Origin of the sequence: Haemophilus sp. HMSC068C11, from assembly GCF_001815355.1 — a bacterium.
In the GTDB taxonomy this organism is placed as follows: domain Bacteria; phylum Pseudomonadota; class Gammaproteobacteria; order Enterobacterales; family Pasteurellaceae; genus Haemophilus_D.
Map to the genome: position 1 here is coordinate 109,716 of NZ_KV820360.1, position 22,562 is coordinate 132,277.

The following is a 22,562-nucleotide window of genomic DNA, read 5'->3' on the forward strand; positions in this document are numbered from 1 at the left end:
CAGAAGTCGCTTTATCTTTCATTGCATCTTTCGCAGACGTTGCTTTTTCTTTAGCTTCAGTTACTTTATCTAATGCATTTGATTTCGTTGAACTCGCACTATCAGTCATTGATTTAAGCTTATCATTTGCCGCATTTTTCACGTCAGCTTTTGTACTTTCAACCATTGATTTTGAATTAGTTACGACTGATTCTTTTGTTGGTAATACAGATGTATTCGTTGCCAATGCAGAACCAGATACGGCTAATGCAAGTGATGTTAATGTTAAAAGTGATTTTAAAGATTTCATAAAAACTCCTGTTTTGTTATTAATAGGCTCGACAAGCGAACCTGTATGCTAAGACTTATCTTAAAAAAATTAGTTCAAAACAAAAAACGCCCCTAATCAGGAGCGTCTTTAAATTTAATACTGACTAGTCATCGCTTGAGAAGATAGAAAGTAATCTCAATAAGCTAATGAATAAGTTGTAAATTGATACATAAATACTCACCGTTGCACGAATATAGTTTGTTTCGCCACCGTGAATAATATTGCTGGTTTCATAAAGGATTGTCATTGTTGAGAACACAACAAACAATGCACTGATCCCTACCGCTAGTGCTGGAATTTGGAAGAAGAAACTTGCCACAATTCCTAACAATAACACGATAAATAATGAGAAAATCGCGGTAGAAAGGAAAGACATATCTTTCTTCGTTGTTAGTACATAAGCTGAGCAAGCAAAGAAGACGATAGCGGTACCTGCGAAAGCAAGCATAATCAAATCTTCCATTCCTCTCGCCACATACATATTTAAAATTGGCCCAATGGTATAACCCATAAACCCTGTAAACGCGAATGCAGCCAAAATCCCCCACGCACTATTTGCTAAACGGTTTGTCACAAAAAGTAAACCGTAAAAGCCTACGAGCAATACGATAAGGTTTGGATAAGGCAAGTTCAAGCTCATAGAAATATAAGCAACAACTGCCGAAAATGCCATCGTTAATCCCAATAAGAAATAGGTATTACGTAGTACTTTATGTGTGCTAAGTAGTGATTCTTCCTGTGAATTAACCACAATGCGAGATTGCATAAAAGCTCCTTATTTTACAAAGAATAAATTTGATGAAACATCACTTCGTAAAGTAAGGGCTACAGGTAAAAAAGTCAATGGTAAATCAAGAATTTGTTTTAATTTTTAAATTTAAGAAGGTAAAAGTGATCTACCCCCAAAACCTGGACATCTAATTTGAGATGCAGATTATGTCCTACTCTTATCAATTTCGTTTGAAAATTATCAAACTCGTCACCGAACAGGATTATGGTATCCGTGAGGTGGCTAAACTTCATCAAATTTCCCATGCTCTCGTCATTTATTGGCTAAAAGCATTTCGGGAAAGAGGGCTTGATGGCATAAAATCGCCTTATACAAACCTTCAAACACCGAAAGTAGTGAAGCCAAAGATGAAAAAGAAAGGCATTGAAATTCCAGAAACCACAGACTTTTCACCTAAAGCGGCTTAAAAATAAGCCGCTTGTCATCGTTATTTTTCAGCAAACACTCGAATTTGCTCTGCGCCTAAATGCCCTGGCACAGTTTTCTTCACATTTAAATCAGAATCTAAAAATAGATTAAACGGATAACCTCGAACATGAACACGATCAATAATATCACCATTTTCATCTAGCAAGACTTTAATATTTTTATATTCTAGCCCTTTGTACCATTCAATAAAATCAGCAGGTGATTTTTCACCTTTATGACCTGGCGAAACAATGGTTATGACTTCAAATCCACGATTTTTTTCCGCACTTAAATCATCAATTTCAGCTAAGCCAGCCAAGCAAATTGGACACCAAGATGCCCACATTTTTACATACACAGGTTTGCCTTTATATTGGCTTAAAGTAACTGGCTGATTGTTTAAGTCTTTGAGTTGAACATCCGCCAAATTAGTTTGTGCAAAAGTGTTTAGGCTGAATGCCATTAAAAATATTGATAGTAGTTTTTTCATTGTTTTTTTCCTTTTATAGATTTCTTTTGTTGAGGTTATGTCTTACGAAAAATTATTCGTAATCAATAAAATGCCCATCACGATAATTAAAATTCCGCCACCGATTTTAAATTTGTCTAAGTGTTTATTTAACCCTTTGGCACGTTTTAGCAAGCTATCAGAGAAAAACGAAAACAGCACAAAAGGCGTTGCTAAACCAAGTACATAAACAAACATCATTGATGCACCGTAAAGTGCAGAGCCTTCATCGCCTGATAAAGCTAACACGGAAGCCAAAATCGGGCCAATACAAGGTGTCCAACCAAGACTAAACGTTAAACCAAGCACAAATGCCTCAAGTGCGGTCGATTTTCCTGATGTTTTGATTTCCACTAATTTCGTGCGTTCCAACAAACCAATTTTGAAAATGCCAAGTTGATGAATACCCAAAATAATCACGATAACGCCAGCGATAATGCGGGTAGTGTTACTAAATAAAATATTCCCTAAAAAACCAAAACTAAAGCCTAGACTTACAAATGTAAGGGAAAGCCCTAAAATAAATAAAAAAGTATTTAGGACTTTTTTACCGCCTTTACTCAAAATACCAAAATAAATTGGAATAATCGGGAAAATACAAGGCGAAAGAAAAGAAGCAAGCCCAGCTAAAAATACAGTTCCAATAAGGAGTTGTTGATCTAACATCCTGCATCTCCTTATTTTTTAATTGATTGAATCAAATATCCGTATCCTGCTTTTTCCATTTCAGCTAACGGAATAAATTTAATTGATGCGCTGTTAATGCAATAGCGCAAACCGCCTTTATCTTTCGGGCCGTCATCAAATACGTGACCTAAATGAGCATTGCCCGCACGGCTTAGCACTTCGGTACGTTGCATATTAAAACTATTATCTGTTTGATAATGCACTACCTCTTTTGCTATTGGTTTCGTAAAACTCGGCCAGCCACAACCCGATTCAAATTTATCATTTGAAGAGAAAACAGGCTCGCCCGTGGTGACATCAACATAAATACCCGGTTGGAAGTTATCCCAATATTCGTTACTAAAAGAGCGTTCAGTATGTTTATTTTGAGTAACGGAATATTGCAACGGTGTCAATTTCGCTTTAAGTTCTGCATCACTCGGTTTCGGATAATCTTTCTCGTCAATCATAGGTTCATCTGCTTTGGTAATATCAATATGGCAATAACCATTTGGATTTTTCTTTAAATAATCTTGATGATATTCTTCTGCTACGATGTAATTTTTAAGCGGCTGCACCTCAATTTGCACTGGTTTTTTATATTTGGTTTGAAGCTGGGCGAGTGCTTGTTCGATCACCGCTTTATCTGCCCCATCTTGATAATAAATCCCTGTGCGATATTGTCTGCCACGATCGTTACCTTGTTTGTTTACACTCGTTGGATCAATCACTTTAAAATAATATTGCAATAATTTATCGAGCGAAATTTGATTTGCATCGTAAGTGACTTTTACTGTTTCTGCGTGATCGGTTACGCCAATCATCTGATAACTGGTTTTTTCCGTATTACCATTGGCATAGCCAGAAATCGCATCTTTCACCCCGTGAATGCGCTCCATATATGCTTCCATACCCCAGAAACAGCCACCAGCAAGATAAATTTCTCGAATGTTTTGTGTATTTTCCATTGCCATTTTTTGTTCTCCAGATGATGATGTTGAATTTTGTATTGCTAAAGTTGGTGTAGCACAACAAAGTGCGGTAATAAATAGAAATGTTTTTGATAGTTTCATTGTTTTTCCTTATGATGTGAAAATTAACGTTACATAAGGTTAGACGGCGGATAATCCGATTTCTTACAGATTTTTGTAAAATTTTTAAAGAAATTGACTGAAATCCATTGTTATAACCAATAATAAAGAGCTAAAAAACACTGTTTCGCCCTCTTTTCTAAGGTAAAAAAATCTATATGCAATCATATTCCACTCCTTCGCTTTATCACAAAGCGGTGCAAAGTATGAGCCGCCGAGGAAATTGCTATGATAATGCGGTGATTGAAAGTTTTTTGCGATACTAAAATCAGAGTGTTTTTACTCTCGGACTTATCATTCAATTGCTGGATTACAGGCTAAAATTGAAGAATATTTAGTGTATTACAACCCAAAACGCATTAAACTTGCTTTCAAAGGATTGAGCCCAGTGCAATACCGATCTCAATATTTAAGTTAACTAACCTGTCCAACTTTTGGGGGGCAGATCAAAGAGCGATTAATTTCATCATTAAATTTGACCTCACTTTCTTTTAACAAGGACAATCAAGGAACAATCATGCAACTCCCTACCCTACAATCCGCAAAATTAATTCGCCGCTATAAGCGTTTTTTGACTGATATTGAATTACCAAATGGTGAAGTGATCACGATTCATTGTGCAAATACTGGTGCAATGACTGGCTGTGGTGAAAAAGGTGATACCGTTTGGTACTCTCATTCTGATAGCCAAACTCGCAAATATCCACATAGTTGGGAATTAACGCAATTAGCAAATGGCCAACTTGTTTGCATTAATACTCACAGATCCAATCAGTTAGTCTTTGAAGCCTTGCAAAATAAGCAAATCAAAGAACTCGCTATGTATGATGAAATTTATCCTGAAGTGAAATATGGTGAAGAAAATAGCCGTATCGACTTCTTACTTAAAGGTGAGGGCTTGCCAGATTGTTATGTTGAAGTGAAATCAATCACTTTTGTAAAAGGCACATTAGGGATGTTTCCCGATGCGGTGACTACTCGTGGACAAAAACATGTTCGCGAGCTTTTAGCTATGAAAAAACAAGGATATCGCGCTGTTGTTCTCTTTGCCGGATTACATGATGGCTTCGATCGTTTTAAAATCGCTGAGTTTGTAGATCCTGAATATGATCGTCTTTTAAAGGACGCCAAATCTCAGGGCGTTGAAGCTTATGCTTATACGGGAAAATTTGACATTTCAGATGGCATTCCGACCGCACTTTCTCTCACAGAAAGTGTACCTTACATCGATTAAAAAAATAATTGAGAATTATTTGCATTTTGTTATTGACAAGGTATTTGATAATAGTTATCATCTATCCATTCCAAAAACAAACAGATAATCACTCCAACTTCACGCCTATTTCCCCACAAATAGGCGTTTTTTTTCATCTCAATCTTTTCATTTTAGCCATATTCTCTATAATGTAGCCTTTAATATTAAAATAACATTAGGAAATAGAATGACTGATATTAATACCGTTCTCGCAGAACTAAAACGCGGTACTGATGAGATTCTTTCTGAAGCAGATTTAATCGAAAAACTAAAAGAAAATCGCCCACTTAAAATTAAACTTGGTGCAGATCCTACTGCTCCGGATATTCACTTAGGGCATACCGTGGTATTAAACAAACTCCGTCAATTCCAACAATTAGGCCACGAAGTCTATTTCTTAATCGGTGATTTCACTGGTATGGTCGGTGACCCATCTGGTAAAAACACCACTCGCCCACCGCTTAGCCGTGAAGATGTGCTTCGCAATGCGGAAACCTATAAAGAACAGATTTACAAAATTCTAGACCCACAAAAAACAAAAATCGTATTCAACTCTGAATGGTTGGGTAAATTGGGTACTGAAGGAATGATCCGTTTAGCAAGTAACTACACCGTAGCGCGTATGCTAGAACGTGATGACTTCAAAAAACGTTTTGGTAATAACCAACCTATCGCAATTCACGAATTTATTTATCCTTTACTACAAGGTCATGACTCTGTTGCTTTAGAAGCTGACGTGGAACTTGGTGGTACCGACCAAAAATTCAACTTACTTGTTGGTCGTGAATTACAAAAATCAGCTGGTCAAAAACCACAGGTAGCGATAACACTTCCATTACTTGTTGGTTTAGACGGTGAGAAAAAAATGTCTAAATCATTAGGTAACTACATCGGCGTGACTGATGCACCAAGTGATATGTTCGGTAAAATCATGTCGATCTCGGATGAATTAATGTGGGATTGGTACAACTTACTTTCTTTCCGTCCACTCACTGAAATTGCTGAATTAAAAGCAGAAGTAGCAAATGGCAAAAACCCACGTGATGTGAAAATTTTATTAGCCAAAGAAATCATCGCTCGCTTCCATGATGAAGCAGCTGCAGAGGCGGCTGAACAAGAATTTATTAACCGTTTCCAAAAAGGTGCAATGCCGGATGAAATGCCTGAATTCACCTTTGAAGGCGAAATTGGTTTAGCAACCTTATTAAAAGAAGCAGGACTGGTTCCTTCTACTTCTGAAGCAATTCGCTCAGCGAAACAAGGTGGTGTGAAAATCAATGGCGAAAAAGTCGAAGACATGAAAGACAATGCGCCAAAAGGCACGAATGTTTACCAAGTCGGTAAACGTAAGTTTGCACGCGTAACCATCGCATAAAACACCTATGAAAATGACCGCTCTTTTTAAGTGCGGTTATTTTTTAACTGATATCCACAATAGAAGGAAAATAATATGAGCCAAAAAATCTGGGTAACCGGCGATGCGGTTGTCGATCTTATTCCTGACGGTGAAAATCATTATTTACGTTGTGCCGGTGGGGCCCCTGCAAATGTGGCTGTTGGCGTGGCACGATTAGGCAGCCCGAGTGCCTTTATTGGTCGCGTAGGTAACGATCCGCTTGGTCAATTTATGCAAGACACCTTAAATGCGGAAAATGTGAATACACAACATATGATTTTAGATCCGCAACATCGTACCTCTACGGTTGTGGTCGGCTTAGATAATGGTGAACGCAGCTTTACCTTTATGGTAAACCCAAGTGCGGATCAGTTCTTACAAGCCAGCGATTTACCGCCTTTCCAACAAGGTGAATGGCTACATTGCTGCTCTATCGCGCTAATCAATAATCCATCTCGCGAAGCGACTTTTGAAGCGATTCGTCGTATTAAAGCTGCTGGCGGTTTCTTCTCTTTTGACCCTAATTTACGTGAATCACTTTGGCCTAGCTTAGAAGAAATGAAAACCGTGGTCATGGAAGCGGTTGCGTTGGCTGACGTATTAAAATTCTCTGAAGAAGAATTAACGCTTTTGACTAATACTGACAGCCTTGAAAAAGCTTTTGAAAAAGTGACCGCACTTTATCCTGAAAAATTAATTATTGTGACTTTGGGTAAAGATGGCGCACTCTATCACTTAGAAGGTAAGAAAGATGTAATTTCAGGCAAAGCCTTACAGCCGGTTGATACAACGGGTGCAGGCGATGCCTTCGTTGGTGGTCTGCTTGCTGGACTTTCACAGCATCCAAACTGGAAAGAAAACGATGTGCTAGTGCAAATCATTCGTCAGGCTAATGCCTGCGGCGCCCTTGCTACGACAGCGAAAGGCGCGATGTCAGCCTTACCAAATCAAACACAATTAGCAGCGTTCCTAGCCAATTAAGAATCAAAGGTGCAAATTATTGCACCTTTTACTTACCAATCACATTAACGAGGCACGATCACGATGATTATTTTCAATAATGGCAAATATAAAAGTATTCTAGCCGCAGAAAAAGGCGAGCTCGCAGAAATTGCTGAAACCGTGCAAAAAGACAAAGATTTTCGACCGCACTTTCATATTGCCCCACCAACTGGCTTAATGAACGATCCTAATGGTTTAATCTTTGATGGAGAGAAATACCATCTGTTCTATCAATGGTTTCCATTCGATGCGATCCACGGAATGAAACATTGGAAGCATTTAATCACAAAAGATTTCCAACATTATCAATCAGCAGATGATCTGATTCCTTGCGAGCTTTTTGAATCCCACGGATGCTATTCTGGTGGTGCTTTAAAAGTTGGTGATAAATTAGCCATGTTCTATACTGGCAATACCCGTCGTCCAAGCGATAATCAACGCGTGCCTTATCAAAATTTAGCGATTTTCGATCTTAATGGGAAATTACTCAGCAAACGTCCGTTAATTGAAAATGCGCCTGAAGGCTATACAGAGCATGTTCGCGATCCTAAACCGTATTTTACTGAAGAAGGTAAAATCCGTTTTATCTGCGGCGCACAGCGAGAAAATCTCACGGGAACTGCCATTATTTTTGAAATGGACAATCTTGAAGATACACCTCGTTTATTAGGCGAGCTTTCTTTGCCTGATTTTGACAATAAAAACGTATTTATGTGGGAATGCCCTGACCTATTAAAGCTCGGCGATAAAGATGTTTTTATTTGGTCGCCACAAGGTAAAGATCGAGAAGCACATCAATTCCAAAATAATTATCATGCGACTTATGCTGTGGGTAAATTAACGGATTTAACCTTTGAAGCAGAATATATTAGTGAGTTGGATCAAGGCTTTGATTTCTATGCACCACAAACGTTTGGTGGCTTATCTACTAAAACTCATGCGGTACTTTTCGGTTGGATTGGTTTGCCTGATTTAACTTACCCAACAGACAAATTTAAATGGCATTCGGCTTTAACCTTGCCAAGAGAATTGCGTTTAGAAGGCTCGAAGATTTATCAACGCCCGATTGCTAAAATATACGAAAATCTGACCGCACTTTCATCACTTCAACTTGATGAGAAAGCGGATATTGTCAATTTAGATCGTGCCTATGTCAAATTTGAGGTAAATAACCAAGCCTTTGACTTAACCTTTTTCCAAAATGAAAAAGGACAATCATTACGACTTTCTTATGAAAATGGCTTGGTTTGCTTAGATCGCAGTCAAAGCGAACAAACGGAATTAATGAAGAAATTCGATACCAAACGCTTCTGCGAAGTTGAAAATCTACAAACTGTCGAAATTTTCTTCGATCGTTCAATTATTGAAATTTTCTTTAATCAGGGTGAAAAAGCGATGACATCAAGATTTTTCATTGAGAACAGAGAAAATACAGTAGCCAGCAATCATCCGTTAGATTTAATGATCGGTTATTTACCAGCTATTCAATATGACAAATAATCAACTCAAGTGCGGTTAAAATTAACCGCACTTTTATTTTCAATCATGTTCTTTTATTAAGTAATGACTATGTTTGTTCAACAACAAAACTCAACACCATCTAATCTTGTAGCATTCAATTTTCTATTGATCGCCTTTTTAACGGGAATTGCATCTGCGTTTCAAACGCCGACCTTGAGTTTGTATCTCTCTCAAGAGATTCAAGTTTCACCTTTTTTTGTGGGCTTGTTCTATTCCGTCAATGCCATTATTGGCATTATCTTGAGCCAAATTCTGGCGAAATATTCTGATAAGCAAGATGATCGTCGTAAAGTAATGATTGTATGCTGTTTGATTGCTGTGCTTGGCTGTCTCATTTTTGCTTATAGCCGAAATTATTATGTGTTGATTATTATCGGTACAACGTTATTAGGCTTGGGTTCATCTGCCAATCCACAATCTTTTGCTCTAGCACGAGAATATGCTGAAAGTAGCCATCGTGAAGCAGTGATGTTCACCACAATTATGCGAACTCAAATATCTCTTGCTTGGATTGTAGGGCCACCGCTTTCCTTTTTCATTGCGCTAAACTGGGGATTTGATTATATGTATTTGGTGGCGGGTTCTGCCTTTTTACTGTGTGCAGGTGTCAGCAAATTATTGCCGAAAATTCCTCGTCAAAGTGCGGTCAAAAATCAAGAGATTTTAGACAACACGCCACCAAGAAAAAGTGTGATTTACTTGTTCATCGCTAACCTATTACTTTGGACCTGTAACAGCATGTATCTCATTAATATGCCATTATTTGTAATTAATGAATTACATTTAAACAAAGAACTGGCGGGAACATTAATGGGGACAGCTGCGGGATTGGAAATTCCTGTGATGATTTTTGCGGGCTATCTCACCAAATATTTCAGTAAAAAACGCTTGATGATGATTGCTTTAGTTTCAGGTCTCGCCTTCTATTCAAGTTTATTATTCGCTGAGCAAACTTGGCAGCTTATCGGATTACAGCTGCTTAATGCAATTTTTATCGGTATTACTGCTACGATTGGCATGGTGTATTTCCAAGACTTAATGCCGACTAAAATGGGCACAGCCACTACGCTATTTAGTAATGCAGCAAAAAGTAGCTGGATTATTGGTGGGCCTATTGCCGGTATTATTGCGGAAATTTGGCATTACAACTCTGTTTTTTATGTAGCTGTGGCATTAATTTTTATCAGCGTAGCCTGTATGTGGAAAGTCAAATCAGTTTGATTAAAATAAAAAAGAGCGGTCAATTTTGACCGCTCTTTTGTTTTCCATTATCTTAGCGCCATGCTTTGAATTGGTTAATCAATCCATTGGTTGAGCTATCATGGCTTGAAACTTTCTCTTTGTCTGCCAATTCAGGAAGAATTCGGTTCGCTAATTGTTTACCTAATTCCACGCCCCATTGGTCGAAACTAAAGATATTGAAAATCACACCTTGTGTAAAAATTTTGTGTTCATACATGGCAATTAATGCACCAAGAACAAATGGTGTAATTTTTTGCACTAAAATAGAGTTGGTCGGTTTGTTACCTGTAAAGACTTTGAATGGCACAATGTCTTTTACCTCATCTAAAGATTTACCCGCTTTCACAAACTCTGCTTCGACTTCTTCTTTAGTTTTACCAAATGCAAGCGCTTCAGTTTGCGCAAAAAAGTTGGATAACAATTTGCTGTGGTGATCACCTAATGGATTATGACTTTGTGCCGGCGCGATAAAGTCACAAGGGATTAACATCGTACCTTGGTGAATCAATTGATAGAATGCATGCTGGCCGTTTGTACCCGGTTCTCCCCAAATAATTGGGCCGGTTTGATAATCACGGATAACATTGCCATTACGATCGACATATTTACCGTTTGATTCCATATTACCTTGTTGGAAATAAGCGGCAAAACGGTGTAAATATTGGTCATAAGGTAAAATCGCCTCAGTTTGTGCACCAAGGAAGTTAGTATTCCATAAACCGACTAACGCTAATGTCGCTGGAATATTTTTTTCTAATGGCGCGGTACGGAAATGTTTATCCATTTCATGCGCACCACTTAATAACGCTTCAAAATTATCAAAGCCGATTGAAAGTGCGATAGAAAGACCGATTGCAGACCATAAAGAATAACGGCCACCAACCCAATCCCAGAACTCAAACATATTATTGGTATCAATACCAAATTCTGCTACCGCTTTACCATTGGTCGAAAGCGCTGCGAAGTGTTTTGCCACCGCGCTATTATCTTTCGCTGCCGCTAATAACCAATCACGTGCAGAATTCGCATTGGTCATGGTTTCTTGTGTGGTAAAGGTTTTAGACGCCACTAAGAAAAGTGTCGTTTCAGGATTTACTTTTTTCAACGTTTCAGCGATATGTGTACCATCTACGTTTGAAACAAAGTGCATGTTTAAGTGGTTTTTATAAGGACGAAGCGCTTCGGTCACCATATAAGGGCCTAAGTCCGAACCACCGATACCAATATTCACCACATCAGTAATCGCTTTTCCCGTATAACCTTTCCATTCACCTGAAATCACTCGATTACAAAATGCACTCATTTTCGCTAATACGGCATTCACTTCTGGCATCACATCTTTGCCATCAACATAGACAGGTGTATTTGAACGGTTACGAAGTGCGGTATGTAATACAGCTCGATTTTCTGTACGATTAATTTTTTCGCCTGCAAACATGGCATTAATCGCTTCATCTAATGCAGACTCTTTGGCTAATTGACGAAGTAATTTGAGGGTTTCTTGATTAATTTTATTTTTTGAAAAATCCACTAAGATTTGATTTTCAAAATTTAAAGAATAATCGTTAAAACGATTTTGTTCTTGTTTGAACAAATCAGCAATCGTGGTATTAGCCAGCTGAGATTGATGAGCTTCAAGTGCTTTCCAAGCTTGTGTATTGGTTGGGTTGATGTTTTTCATGAATATTTCCTTTTAAAAATTGAATTCTTTACATTTTTGCTTTCTTGCAAAAACAATTAATCGACATATTCTGTTATAACACGAGGGGTCAATTTTGTAATCAATTCATAGCTTAAAATACCACTGTATTTAGCTACCGTTTCAATTGGTAATTCCTTACCCCATAAGATCACTTCATCACCGACTTTATCTTGGCTATCTGCACCTAAATCCACCGTCAGCATATCCATTGAGACGCGACCGACAATAGGAACAATTCGACCATTTAGATAAACTGGCGTACCTTCTGGCACATCACGCGGATAGCCATCACCGTATCCAATAGCGACAACACCAATTTTGGTATCTTTAGGACTGGTCCAAATGCCACCATAGCCAACAGGTTCACCTTTTTTCTGTTCACGAACAGCAAGCAAAGATGACGTTAAATTCATCACAGGAGTTAAACCAAATTCAGCCCCAACAGTATCCGTTGGTGAAATACCATACATGATAATCCCTGGGCGAATACAATCTAAATGCGCTTCTGGCCAGAATAGAATCCCACCGGATGCAGCAATGGTTCGTTCTCCTGCTTTATCTTTTGTCGCTTGAAGGAAACGATCGAGCTGAACTTGAGTGTAATCAGAATCTAATTCATCTGCTCGACTAAAATGACTCACAAAACCTAAGTGCGGTTGAATTTGAGGAAGTTTTTTTAACTCTTGATAAAAATAATCCACTTCATCAAGTGATACACCTAAACGGTGCATACCGGTATCAATTTTTAACCAGACTTTAATTGGACTTGGTACTACGGCCCGTTTTAATGCTTCAAGCTGTTCGCGGTTATGTACCACCGTTTCAATGTTATTTACCGCAATAATAGGCAGATCTTTTTCATCAAAAAAGCCTTCTAGCAATAAGATCGGTTTAATAATACCATTGGAGCGTAAAGATAATGCTTCTTCTAAACGTGCCACAGCAAAGCAATCCACCATACTTTCTAAAGCGGATGAGACGAATACTACACCGTGACCATATGCGTTTGCTTTTACCACGGCAATAATTTTACTGTGGGGCGCTTTTTCTTTAATAACTTGTAAATTATGTTTTAAGGCAAGCGAACTGATTTTCGCTGTTGCCGGTTTTACGTTCATTTTTCTAATCCGTTATCTCTTGCCTAATAATCATCTCTGTATTCACGCTGTTCGGCAAGGTTATCAAAGCGTGAGAATTGACCGTTAAATGCTAAACGTACACGACCAATCGGACCGTTACGTTGTTTACCAATAATGATTTCAGCCACCCCTTTATCTTCGGAATTATCGTTATACACTTCGTCACGATAAATGAACATAATCAAGTCAGCATCCTGCTCAATAGAGCCTGATTCACGTAAGTCTGAGTTTACCGGACGTTTATCCGCACGTTGTTCCAAAGTACGGTTGAGCTGAGAAAGTGCAATGACCGGGACTTCTAATTCTTTTGCTAATGCTTTTAAAGAACGGGAAATCTCTGCGATTTCTAAAGTACGGTTATCTGAAAATGCAGGTGCACGCATTAACTGAAGGTAGTCCACCATAATCATGCTCAAGCCACCATTTTCGCGATAAACACGACGTGCTCGAGAACGTAACTCCGTTGGGGTTAAGCCAGAAGAATCATCAATATAAAGGTTGTTTTTTTGCTTAAACATCCCAAACACGCTGGCAATCTTGCTCCATTCCGTTTCATCCAAGTTTTGGCCAGTACGAATTTTGGTTTGATCCACGCGAGCAAGAGAGGCAATCATACGCATCATGATTTGTTCCGCAGGCATCTCTAAACTGAATACCAACACAGGCTTATCACTTGCCATGGCGGCATTTTCACAAAGGTTCATCGCAAACGTGGTTTTACCCATAGAAGGACGAGCTGCGACAATGATGAGATCGGAAGGCTGTAAACCTGCAGTTTTCTTATCTAAGTCGACAAAGCCCGTTGTGACCCCTGTCACACCGCTATGATTTTCAAGCTTGCTTAAGGTATCAATTCGAGCAATAGTACTTTCCAACACGCTGATCACATTTTGTGGCCCTTCAGTTGAAGAACTGCGTTTTTCAGCAATAGCAAACACTTCTCTTTCAGCCTCATCCAACACCATTTTGATGTCTTTGCCTTTCGGAGAATAGCTGTTTTCTGCGATACGATTTCCCACAGCAATAAGCTCACGCAAAATCGCTTTTTCACGTACGATTTCAGCATAAGCCAAAATATTAATGGCATTTGGCGTGTTATTAGAAAGATCCGCTAAATAAGCAAAACCGCCTACAGAATCGCTAATACCTTTCGCTTTAAGGGCTTGATCAAGGGTGATTAAATCAATCGGGCTTTGATTACGCATTAATTCTTCCATGGTTTGGAAGATTGCTTTATGCGCAAAAGTATAAAAATCCTCAGCAATCACTCTTTCTGCAACACCATCCCAATGTTGATTACTCAACATAATGCCGCCAAGTACGGCTTGTTCAGCTTCAGTGGAATGAGGCGGGATGCTAACTTGTTCAGTTTTCTGATCTGGAGATTGGATTTGTCTTTGTGAGGCCATAAGGATTTCAATTTAAACTAAAAACTGTGCTTATGATACCGCAAATACGAGGTGGTTTTAAGAAAAAAGTGCGGTCAATATTTTCAATATTTTAGATATAAAAAAACGGTGGAAAAATCCACCGCTCTTTTTTATTCATGAATGTTGATTATTCAACAGTTAAAGTACGACAAACGTTAGTTGTACCTTCTGACTCATCACCTTGTGTTAATAAAACAACATCACCAGAAACTAAATAACCTTTTTCTTTTAATAGGTTAATCGCTGCTTTTGCACCCGCAGAGCTACGAGATTCACCATCAAAATGAACTGGTGTCACACCGCGGTATAATGCGCAACGGTTTAATGTTTCTTGAACACGAGAAAGTGCAAAGATTGGTAAACCTGAGCTGATACGTGACATTAATAATGGTGTACGACCAGAGTGGCTTAAGGTAATGATTGCTGCAATACCGCTTAAGTGGTTTGCAGCGTACATTGCAGACATCGCTACAGATTCTTCAATATCTCTGAACTCACGATCTAAACGGTGTTTAGAAATATTGATGCTTGGCATTTTTTCTGCACCTAAACATACTCGAGCCATTGTCGCCACAGTCTCAGCTGGATATTGCCCTGCAGCAGTTTCTGCTGAAAGCATTACCGCGTCAGTACCATCCAATACCGCATTTGCCACATCCATCACTTCTGCACGAGTAGGCATTGGGTTGCTGATCATTGACTCCATCATTTGAGTTGCAGTAATAACCGCACGGTTTAATTGACGTGAACGACGAATTAATTTTTTCTGTACACCAACTAATTCTGGGTCACCAATCTCAACACCTAAGTCGCCACGTGCAACCATGATGACATCAGAAGCTAAGATGATATCATCCATTGCTGCTTCATCAACAACAGTTTCAGCACGTTCAACTTTAGCAACGATTTTCACGTCTAAACCTGCTTGTTTTGCTAATTCACGCGCATAGTTTAAATCTGCGCTTGAACGAGGGAACGATACAGCTAAGTAATCTACACCGATACGTGCAGCTGTGATGATATCTGCTTTATCTTTTTCAGTTAATGCATCTGCAGATAAACCACCACCTAATTTGTTGATCCCTTTATTGTTTGACAATGGACCACCAACTGTCACTTCAGTAAATACTTTTGCACCGTCAGTAGAAAGGACTTTTAATTGAACACGGCCATCATCTAATAAAAGAATATCGCCAGGAACAACGTCTTGTGGAAGAGTTTTATAGTCTAAACCAACAGCTTCTTGATTACCCTCACCTTTTGGTAATTCCGCATCAAGAATAAATTTATCGCCAACATTTAAGAAAATTTTGCCGTCTTTAAAAGTAGAAACACGAATTTTAGGGCCTTGTAAGTCACCTAAAATTGCCACGGTTTTACCTAATTTTTTCGCGATCGCACGAACACGCTCAGCACGCTCAATATGATCATCTGGTGTACCGTGAGAAAAGTTCATACGTACAACATTAGCGCCTGCTGCGATAATTTTTTCAAGATTGTTATCGCGGTCTGTTGCTGGACCCATTGTACATACAATCTTCGTTCTTCTTAATTTTCTAGACATTATCTAAACTCCACAAATAGTTACAATTCACTAAAGCTTTTTTAAATTTCGGCTCATCCGAGATAAAAAACGCTGGGCATTATACGCTTAAACCTGCATAAAATCAAAATAACTACTGAGACTTTTTAAATCAATTTTTGGTTATTTTTTTAGCAGCTAAATTTAACTTAAAACAAATTCTCTTGTTTTCATCCTCAAAACTGTTTATCATCTGCCACATCTTTTACGCGACTATAGCTCAGTTGGTTAGAGCACCACCTTGACATGGTGGGGGTCACTGGTTCGAGTCCAGCTAGTCGCACCATTTATCCTAAACAAAACCCCGCGAAACTACTCGCGGGGTTTTGTTTTTCCCAGTGTTTTCAAGGCTTTTCAGCCCTTTTACTTATCGCCACTAATCAGATTTAATTGTCTTTAACCGCATTTTTTAGTAACAAGTTTAGTAACAAGGTGATAAACTTCGAAAAATCTTGTTACTAAAACTAAGGAAAAATGATGCCTCGTGTTACTAAGCCGCTCACAAATACCGAAGTAGATAAAGCGAAAACAAAGGATAAAGAATACAATCTAAGTGATGGTAACGGTCTTTTTTTACGCATTAAGCCTACCGGTGCTAAGGCTTGGATTTTTAATTATTATCACCCAGTAACAAATAAACGCACATCTTTTACTATTGGAACTTATCCAGCTATAACACTTGCGCAAGCTCGCCAAAAACGCGAAGAATATCGCGCCCTACTCGCTCAAAGTATCGATCCGCAAGAATACATCAAAGAACAAGAACTAATTAAAAACGGTCAGAACGAAAATACTTTCTATAAAGTCGCTTTACTTTGGAAAGAAAAAAGAAGTAAAGAAATTGAGCCTATGACAATGGAAAAGAATTGGGCAAGATTAGAAAATTATCTATTCCCTACCCTTGGGAATTACCCTATCGATCAGATTACTTCCCCTTTATTGATTAAAACTGTTCGGACATTAAATGAAAAAGGTTTCAATGATACGCTGCACCGTTTATTAAACCTCGCTAATCAGATTTTAAATTATGCGGTAACAATAGGATTAATTTCGTTTAATTCTTGCTTGAAAGCATCAGATGCTTACCATAAAGAGCCTCAAAAACATCACCCAGCAATCAAACCGGAAGAACTACCGAAACTATTACAAGACTTCAAAAATTCAAACAGGGATTATCTGACAAAGGTTTTATTTCGCTGGCAATTACTTTCTATGGTTCGTCCAGCTGAGGCTGTTTCTGTTGAATGGTCTGAAATTGATTTCGATAAGAAAATATGGACAATCCCAGCAGAAAAAATGAAAAAAACAAGACAAGGGGCATTTCCGCATATTGTTCCGCTCTCGTCTTTAATGCTTAAGATTTTAGAAGAATTGAAACCTATAACAGGCGATGACAAATTCGTATTTTCTCACTATCACAAACCTAACCAATCAGCTAGTAAAGAGCTAATAGCTAACGCATTGAGAAAAATAGGTTACAAAGGGATTCAAGATGCTCACGGATTGAGATCGATAGCTAGAACGTTTTTAGAAGATCAGCAAATTGATTTCCGTATTGCTGAAAGTTGTCTTGCTCATAGCATTGGGAATAAAACAAGTCAGGCGTATAACCGTTACGATTATGTAGAACTCCGCCGCCCTGTGATGCAATTATGGAGTAATTTTGTGGAGCAATGCGAAAAAGAAAATGCGTAGAGAGAAAGATTAAAAGTTTTCTAAAGGGTGTTCACTCTGTTCACTTCTTCATTTTTATTTTAAAATCAATTATTTAACCAGTGAACAGAATTTCCAAACCGTTCACTTTTTTAGTGAACATATAAAAAGGGGCTTTCGCCCCTTAACTCATTTTATTACATTATTTATCACAGCCGAATTCTCTCTTAAATTCTTCCGCATTTTTGAAAATAACGTTTGTAATATATCCGCTATTAGTCTTTTTTCTGCGGTATTCGTTGACATTGTTATGCTGCGCTAATCCTTGCTTAACAGAATCCCGAAAAGAACTTAAGGATAATGGGTATTTAATTTTGCTAGCCTCTACAAAATCTAGATAAGCTTTATATAAATGCGTTCTCCAACTTCCAGTCATTGCATTACCAACATATAAGCCGCGGCATTCTTCTATTGTTTTGAAGTATCCGCAAAATTCAGTAATAGGATCTGACTTAGATTTAATCGCGATAGATTCTTCACTTTTCATTTGTCGAATCAGTGCTTTTTTTGCTAAATCAGGATTTTCAAACTTATGAATTAGCTTATATATAATCCCGCTAACTTCTGCTTTTAGCTTACTAAAGAATAATGGGTCTCGCTCATTTTGCGGCACAACTCTGTTGAAAGCAAAACTAACTCGACGTCTTTCTATGCCTCCAGCTCGATCTGTGAAACTTGTCGGGTCATTATTAACTATCAAGACAATAGCTTTAATTACTGCCGTGTAAGCATTGCTATATAAAGTTCTAACGCTTACTTTATCACCGCCGCTAATACTCTTTAATCCGCTACCATCGCCACCGTAACGAGATTGCTCTGGGCATATAATCAACGTTTTAAATACAAAACGACCGCGCCCCAGCTCATCATCTAACTTAGCTAGCTCCCCTGTTTCGGTGTTACCTTCACCCGCTAAAAGTTCAGCAAGTTTAGCAAATACCGATTTTCCACTTCCTCCTTCGCCGGTGATTTCAAAAAACATTTGCCAGTCATGACGATTGGTTAAAATCGCATAAAGAGCGGCTAAAATGCTATCGGCTTTATCTTTATCCCCATTACAGACAAAATCCAGCCAGTTATCAAAGCAAGGTGTGCTTTCCTGTTGATTTCTATAATCATGCGGAATAAGCGTAGTTAGCCAGTTTTCCTTAACGTGTGGCGTAAATTCCAAAGTAGTGCGATTTAATACTCCATTTTGAAAAGCCAGTAACTCATTTTTTTGCTCACCAAATCTTTGCGTTTGAGCCTTCATAGTTTCAATTAAAGAATTAAGAGAATTAGCACTATAAGAAATGTTGAACTCGTCAAACAACTTAGTCGCACTCTCAAATAAATCATCATCATCTAACGGCTCCCATACTGCACCATTATAATGACGGAATTTTTTGTCTTGTCGTCCAACCGTAAGATCTAAATTCAACCATTTGGCAAAGGCTCTAGCTTTCTTATTCGTTGCATCGCCATTTGATATTAAAGGCTCTGTTTTATCAATAAGTTCCCCATGATAGCTTTCACCTTGTCTAATGCGTTTAATATAGCGACTTACATCACTTATCAATCGACCGCTTTCATCGCAATAAATAACACTCTCCGCTACGGTATTTTGCGCAATATTTACGTAAACTTTCTCTAACAGTTCATAATTAATATCCTGTGCGTTATTGGCGCGAATTAAGCGAATGTATCTACTGTTCTTCGGAGCAATAAGAAAATTTTCTACCTTGCTTAAGTCTTCTACTACAACGCAAGGATATTTCCCATCCGCTTGAATAATTGAGTTTAAGATTTGCTCATCTCCGCTTAGCGTGCTTTCTTCGATATGTTTTGCTATATCCCACGCTTGAACACCTAAGCAGATGATTACTTCACTTTCCCCAGATTGATCTTGTTTTTTAAAATTTGGGGCTTTAATTAAGTTTGTCATCCTTTCCCCCTACATCTACATACTTATAACCATTCGGCATTGATTCAGCTAACCGGGCGTCTGCCGCATTTTGTAAAGTTAAGAGAATTTCAAACAGTCCGTCCATAGCAGCCAAAGATAATCCTTTACTTACAGCATCTTCATCACTCATAGCACTTACTGGCGGCTGATATACCGATGCTTTAGATATCATTTCATCAAGATAAATACGAAGGAATAAGAGTTCATTTCTTACCCGCATCAATGCCGCACACTGTTCTGGGGTGAAAGTTCTGAAAATATCAGCTAATTCAGCAACGCAAGCCATAGTGTAAGGAATAGTGCTTACTTCTTCCCCTTGTCGTTGTCTTACTCTAGAGGTAATTGCGGTGAATTCTGTTTCGTTTAAGCGATTAATATCGATTTTCATGTTATTTGCTCCCTTTTTGTAATTCAATTTTTTTCAATCTGTAACTGCTCAATCTGCTCTATCACTTCAACAAACTTATGGATTAAGTAGTTATTTGCTTGATTAAATCCCTTTAGCGCTCCGTACTTATCTTTAATTTCCACGCCTTGCGACTTAGCCATTTCATTAAGTAACTTTGAGCCAGCTTTTAACTTCCCTACTAAATCAGCTAGTTCATTACGGAATTTCACTTTGTGATGAAACTCGTCTGGATAAACTTCAAGGCATTTCCGGTTGCTGTCATGAATTAGCTTAAATTGGCGAGAAATCTGAGTATATTCAAACACTAACGGATTGAATGATAGTTTGCCTTGGTATTTGGCTTTAGGTGCGCTGTGCTCGTTTCCTTGCGTATTTTCTACAGAATGTAAATTTGCATTCTGGTTTTTCTCAAATTTGAGTTTAACCGCACTTTTAACCGGCTCAATATTGAGCTTGTTACCTTTAACCAATCCAATTTTGGATTGGTTCATTTCATTCACAAACTGATTTATTTTTGCTTGCTCATTGTTTTTCTTCCATTGTTCAAGCTGTGCCATTGGGTTAGTTGGTTTCATTTCTTGCCACCTTTCTAATTGTTGCTGCTTTCTTAATTTGTTCGATTGATGCTGCTAGTCCTTTATAGTGTCCTGTGTGTAGATAATCTTCAGCGAAAGCTAAGAATTGTTTAATACGTTTACAGGCTTTCTCTAGTTGCTCCGGTGTGTAAGGTGTTTTAAATGCCTTGACCGTTTTTGTTTTTCTCATTTCCTACCCCTTATTTTTTCTCAATAAACTCAATGCGTTCTTCCATATCAATCTTGATATAACTCAATAGGTTTTTGATGCCTTTGATTGTGTTTGCGATATCAAAAGAATCCATCTCATTGAATAAATCAGGGTTAATTGATAATGCTAAGAGCGTGCTTTCTACTTGTCCTAGTCCATCAATATGGAGCTTTAACATTTCAAGCTGACATTGTTCTACTTGGATAATGCGGTTAGTCATGAGCCACCTCCGCGAAAGAGATTGAAGGGAAAGTATTTGCTGATAAAGTGCAGTCTGATTGAAGATTGATTCTTCCAGCAAGCACTAAGACGAACTCACGGGCAAGCTTAGCGCGTGCGTTGCGTTCGCTATCAGCGGTGATACGGATTTTTTGAAGGTGATTTGATAAATCAGTACGGCGAATAGCCGCGAAGATGAATTGATACATTTGCGTAAGTTCCAATGTTATATTTTCAGGAACTACCGCTAGACTTTCCACGGCCGGGCGGTAGAACGTAACAAGGTGGAAAACTGCCAACATTGGAAGACAGCCCGTCATAGACGGCTTATTACGCTCTACCATTGAGAGAATGATTGGATTTATATGTAAAACAAAATCCGCATATTCTTTTGGTGTGCGAATGTCACGAACAAAAAAAGCACGGTTCTGTGGCGTGCTGTCGTTCGCCAATGTTGAATAGTTCAGCTTTCCACGGCTGGCAATCACTTTTTCTGATTGCGTGTTCATGATGCCAAAATTAACTGTGGTTTGTAAAGCTATTTCAATCAAAAACAACTTGAAAAATATTTCATATTGTTTACAATATATATGATTTAAATTCATGGTGATTATTTCCATATTTAGATCCTTGTTAATGGTTTTTAAACTTACCTTTTGAGAGATTCTTAAGGTTGAATACGCCGCTTGGGAGAGCCTTGCGGCGTTTGTCTTTTCTATTGCTTAAAATGCGCATCAATAACTTGATCTATTTGCGCTGGTGAAATGGGATATTCATCAAGAAGTTTCCCTTTAGCTTGTTTTGCTGCTAGTTTTTGGTTGTATAAACTGGCAACTCTTTCCACCTGTTCCGCATTGGCAAGACTATAACGGGTAAACAGTTTCCCAGTCTGGCTAACCTCTCGTTCTCGGTTCAATTCAATCCCTAAAATTCGCTCAATCTCATTGACCTCATTACGAGCATTGAGAAAATGAACGTTGAAATAACTTTCTTTCTCACTAATACCTGTTTTCGGTTTTAAAATAAGTTCTTTAGCGATTGTCATTAATCTTGTCGCCATATTTCCCCCATTAAGCGCGCGCGGCTTTTTGTTCTTCAATCCATTGATTCACTTCTTCTAAATCCCAGCGGACAAAGTTTTGTGAAAAGCGGATCGGTTGTGGGAAATTGCCTTCTTTCACTAGTTTGTTAAGTTTGGTGCGTTGAAAGCCTACGATACGGCAAACACTTTTGCCTGGAATGAGTTTTTGATTTACTTTTTGAGTTTGGTTCATGAGGAATCACCCTTGTTATGTTTAGACTTATGCAGTTTTAAGTAACCGCGTTGAGTTGCGACGTCACGGGGTGAATTATGTTTGTATGGCTTGTACTTTGGGGAAAAATGAACAAATGAACTAGTTCAATGAACAAATGAACTATTTTTTATGTGTTTTGATCATTTCAAGCAA

Annotated in this window: 23 protein-coding genes, 1 tRNA gene and 2 pseudogenes; 9 read left to right on the top strand and 17 right to left on the bottom strand. The window is 38.3% G+C overall.

Annotated features, from left to right (window positions below; genetic code table 11):
• Positions 1-289: pseudogene (locus HMPREF3020_RS02305) on the bottom strand (helix-hairpin-helix domain-containing protein); the annotation flags it as partial.
• 124 nt (positions 290-413) lie between these two features.
• The gene (locus tag HMPREF3020_RS02310; protein ID WP_005699490.1) at positions 414-1,076 is read right to left on the bottom strand and encodes a Bax inhibitor-1/YccA family protein; all 663 of its coding nucleotides are present in this window, start codon (positions 1,074-1,076) and stop codon (positions 414-416) included.
• Positions 1,077-1,246: 170 nt separating this feature from the next.
• Between HMPREF3020_RS02310 and HMPREF3020_RS02315 the strand changes: the two are divergent.
• Positions 1,247-1,501, top strand: a pseudogene (locus tag HMPREF3020_RS02315) (transposase); the annotation flags it as partial.
• 26 nt (positions 1,502-1,527) lie between these two features.
• Here the strand turns inward: HMPREF3020_RS02315 and HMPREF3020_RS02320 are convergent.
• Genes HMPREF3020_RS02320 through msrAB form a run of 3 tightly spaced genes read right to left on the bottom strand, consistent with a single transcriptional unit; the run spans position 1,528 to position 3,755 of the window.
• A complete protein-coding gene (locus tag HMPREF3020_RS02320; protein ID WP_054419358.1) occupies positions 1,528-1,998 on the bottom strand; it encodes a redoxin family protein in 471 nt (156 codons plus the stop codon).
• Positions 1,999-2,040: 42 nt separating this feature from the next.
• Positions 2,041-2,682, bottom strand: a complete 642-nt coding sequence (locus tag HMPREF3020_RS02325; protein ID WP_005628783.1) for a cytochrome c biogenesis protein CcdA — start codon at positions 2,680-2,682, stop codon at positions 2,041-2,043.
• Between the two features lie 11 nt (positions 2,683-2,693).
• A complete protein-coding gene (msrAB, locus tag HMPREF3020_RS02330; RefSeq protein WP_005636030.1) occupies positions 2,694-3,755 on the bottom strand; it encodes a bifunctional peptide-methionine (S)-S-oxide reductase MsrA/peptide-methionine (R)-S-oxide reductase MsrB in 1,062 nt (353 codons plus the stop codon).
• A gap of 319 nt (positions 3,756-4,074) precedes the next feature.
• Between msrAB and HMPREF3020_RS09560 the strand changes: the two genes are divergently transcribed.
• The 6 genes from HMPREF3020_RS09560 (at position 4,075) to HMPREF3020_RS02355 (ending at position 10,168) form a co-directional block, all read left to right on the top strand.
• Positions 4,075-4,191 (top strand): IS3 family transposase, encoded by a 117-nt coding sequence (locus HMPREF3020_RS09560; RefSeq protein WP_373897080.1) that lies wholly within the window; start codon positions 4,075-4,077, stop codon positions 4,189-4,191.
• Positions 4,192-4,290: 99 nt separating this feature from the next.
• On the top strand, positions 4,291-5,007 hold the full coding sequence (gene sfsA / locus HMPREF3020_RS02335; protein WP_070775410.1) for a DNA/RNA nuclease SfsA: 717 nt from the start codon (positions 4,291-4,293) through the stop codon (positions 5,005-5,007).
• 208 nt (positions 5,008-5,215) lie between these two features.
• Entirely contained in the window at positions 5,216-6,403 is a 1,188-nt protein-coding gene (gene tyrS / locus HMPREF3020_RS02340) for a tyrosine--tRNA ligase (protein WP_070775411.1), read from the top strand.
• 75 nt (positions 6,404-6,478) lie between these two features.
• Entirely contained in the window at positions 6,479-7,405 is a 927-nt protein-coding gene (locus HMPREF3020_RS02345; RefSeq protein WP_070775412.1) for an aminoimidazole riboside kinase, read from the top strand.
• Positions 7,406-7,468: 63 nt separating this feature from the next.
• Entirely contained in the window at positions 7,469-8,926 is a 1,458-nt protein-coding gene (locus HMPREF3020_RS02350; RefSeq protein WP_070775413.1) for a glycoside hydrolase family 32 protein, read from the top strand.
• 69 nt (positions 8,927-8,995) lie between these two features.
• Positions 8,996-10,168: an MFS transporter gene (locus HMPREF3020_RS02355; RefSeq protein ID WP_070775414.1), complete on the top strand. Its 1,173-nt coding sequence runs from the start codon at positions 8,996-8,998 to the stop codon at positions 10,166-10,168.
• A 52-nt stretch (positions 10,169-10,220) separates the two neighbouring features.
• On the opposite strand, the gene pgi is transcribed toward HMPREF3020_RS02355, so the two are convergent.
• The 4 genes from pgi to pyk form a co-directional block, all read right to left on the bottom strand.
• Positions 10,221-11,870, bottom strand: coding sequence for a glucose-6-phosphate isomerase (pgi, locus tag HMPREF3020_RS02360; RefSeq protein ID WP_070775415.1), 1,650 nt, complete (start codon positions 11,868-11,870; stop codon positions 10,221-10,223).
• Positions 11,871-11,926: 56 nt separating this feature from the next.
• On the bottom strand, positions 11,927-13,009 hold the full coding sequence (gene alr, locus HMPREF3020_RS02365; protein ID WP_070775416.1) for an alanine racemase: 1,083 nt from the start codon (positions 13,007-13,009) through the stop codon (positions 11,927-11,929).
• A 23-nt stretch (positions 13,010-13,032) separates the two neighbouring features.
• On the bottom strand, positions 13,033-14,439 hold the full coding sequence (locus tag HMPREF3020_RS02370) for a replicative DNA helicase (RefSeq protein WP_070775417.1): 1,407 nt from the start codon (positions 14,437-14,439) through the stop codon (positions 13,033-13,035).
• Positions 14,440-14,587: 148 nt separating this feature from the next.
• On the bottom strand, positions 14,588-16,024 hold the full coding sequence (pyk, locus tag HMPREF3020_RS02375) for a pyruvate kinase (protein WP_070775418.1): 1,437 nt from the start codon (positions 16,022-16,024) through the stop codon (positions 14,588-14,590).
• Between the two features lie 227 nt (positions 16,025-16,251).
• On the opposite strand from pyk, the gene HMPREF3020_RS02380 reads away from it, so the two are divergent.
• A tRNA-Val gene (locus HMPREF3020_RS02380) sits at positions 16,252-16,328 on the top strand.
• 191 nt (positions 16,329-16,519) lie between these two features.
• Positions 16,520-17,737 carry a tyrosine-type recombinase/integrase gene (locus tag HMPREF3020_RS02385; protein ID WP_070775419.1) on the top strand — a complete coding sequence of 406 codons (1,218 nt, stop codon included), beginning with the start codon at positions 16,520-16,522 and terminating at the stop codon, positions 17,735-17,737.
• 160 nt (positions 17,738-17,897) lie between these two features.
• Here the strand turns inward: HMPREF3020_RS02385 and HMPREF3020_RS02390 are convergent, their stop codons facing one another.
• The 8 genes from HMPREF3020_RS02390 to HMPREF3020_RS02425 form a co-directional block, all read right to left on the bottom strand.
• Positions 17,898-19,679, bottom strand: a complete 1,782-nt coding sequence (locus HMPREF3020_RS02390) for a DNA primase family protein (RefSeq protein WP_070775420.1) — start codon at positions 19,677-19,679, stop codon at positions 17,898-17,900.
• Entirely contained in the window at positions 19,663-20,088 is a 426-nt protein-coding gene (locus HMPREF3020_RS02395; RefSeq protein WP_070775421.1) for a hypothetical protein, read from the bottom strand. Before HMPREF3020_RS02395 ends, HMPREF3020_RS02390 begins: the two co-directional genes overlap by 17 nt.
• Before the next feature lie 23 nt (positions 20,089-20,111).
• Positions 20,112-20,684: a hypothetical protein gene (locus HMPREF3020_RS02400; protein WP_070775422.1), complete on the bottom strand. Its 573-nt coding sequence runs from the start codon at positions 20,682-20,684 to the stop codon at positions 20,112-20,114.
• Positions 20,671-20,874, bottom strand: coding sequence for a hypothetical protein (locus tag HMPREF3020_RS02405; protein WP_070775423.1), 204 nt, complete (start codon positions 20,872-20,874; stop codon positions 20,671-20,673). The genes HMPREF3020_RS02400 and HMPREF3020_RS02405 overlap by 14 nt, the downstream gene beginning before the upstream one ends.
• Positions 20,875-20,884: 10 nt before the next feature.
• Positions 20,885-21,115 carry a hypothetical protein gene (locus HMPREF3020_RS02410; RefSeq protein ID WP_070775424.1) on the bottom strand — a complete coding sequence of 77 codons (231 nt, stop codon included), beginning with the start codon at positions 21,113-21,115 and terminating at the stop codon, positions 20,885-20,887.
• Positions 21,108-21,719 (bottom strand): host cell division inhibitor Icd-like protein, encoded by a 612-nt coding sequence (locus HMPREF3020_RS02415; protein WP_070775598.1) that lies wholly within the window; start codon positions 21,717-21,719, stop codon positions 21,108-21,110. The genes HMPREF3020_RS02410 and HMPREF3020_RS02415 overlap by 8 nt, the downstream gene beginning before the upstream one ends.
• A 110-nt stretch (positions 21,720-21,829) precedes the next feature.
• Complete coding sequence (locus HMPREF3020_RS02420; protein ID WP_257281705.1) at positions 21,830-22,174, bottom strand: hypothetical protein; 345 nt, start codon at positions 22,172-22,174, stop codon at positions 21,830-21,832.
• A gap of 10 nt (positions 22,175-22,184) precedes the next feature.
• Positions 22,185-22,388, bottom strand: a complete 204-nt coding sequence (locus HMPREF3020_RS02425) for a helix-turn-helix transcriptional regulator (protein WP_070775425.1) — start codon at positions 22,386-22,388, stop codon at positions 22,185-22,187.
• Positions 22,389-22,562: the final 174 nt, after the last annotated feature.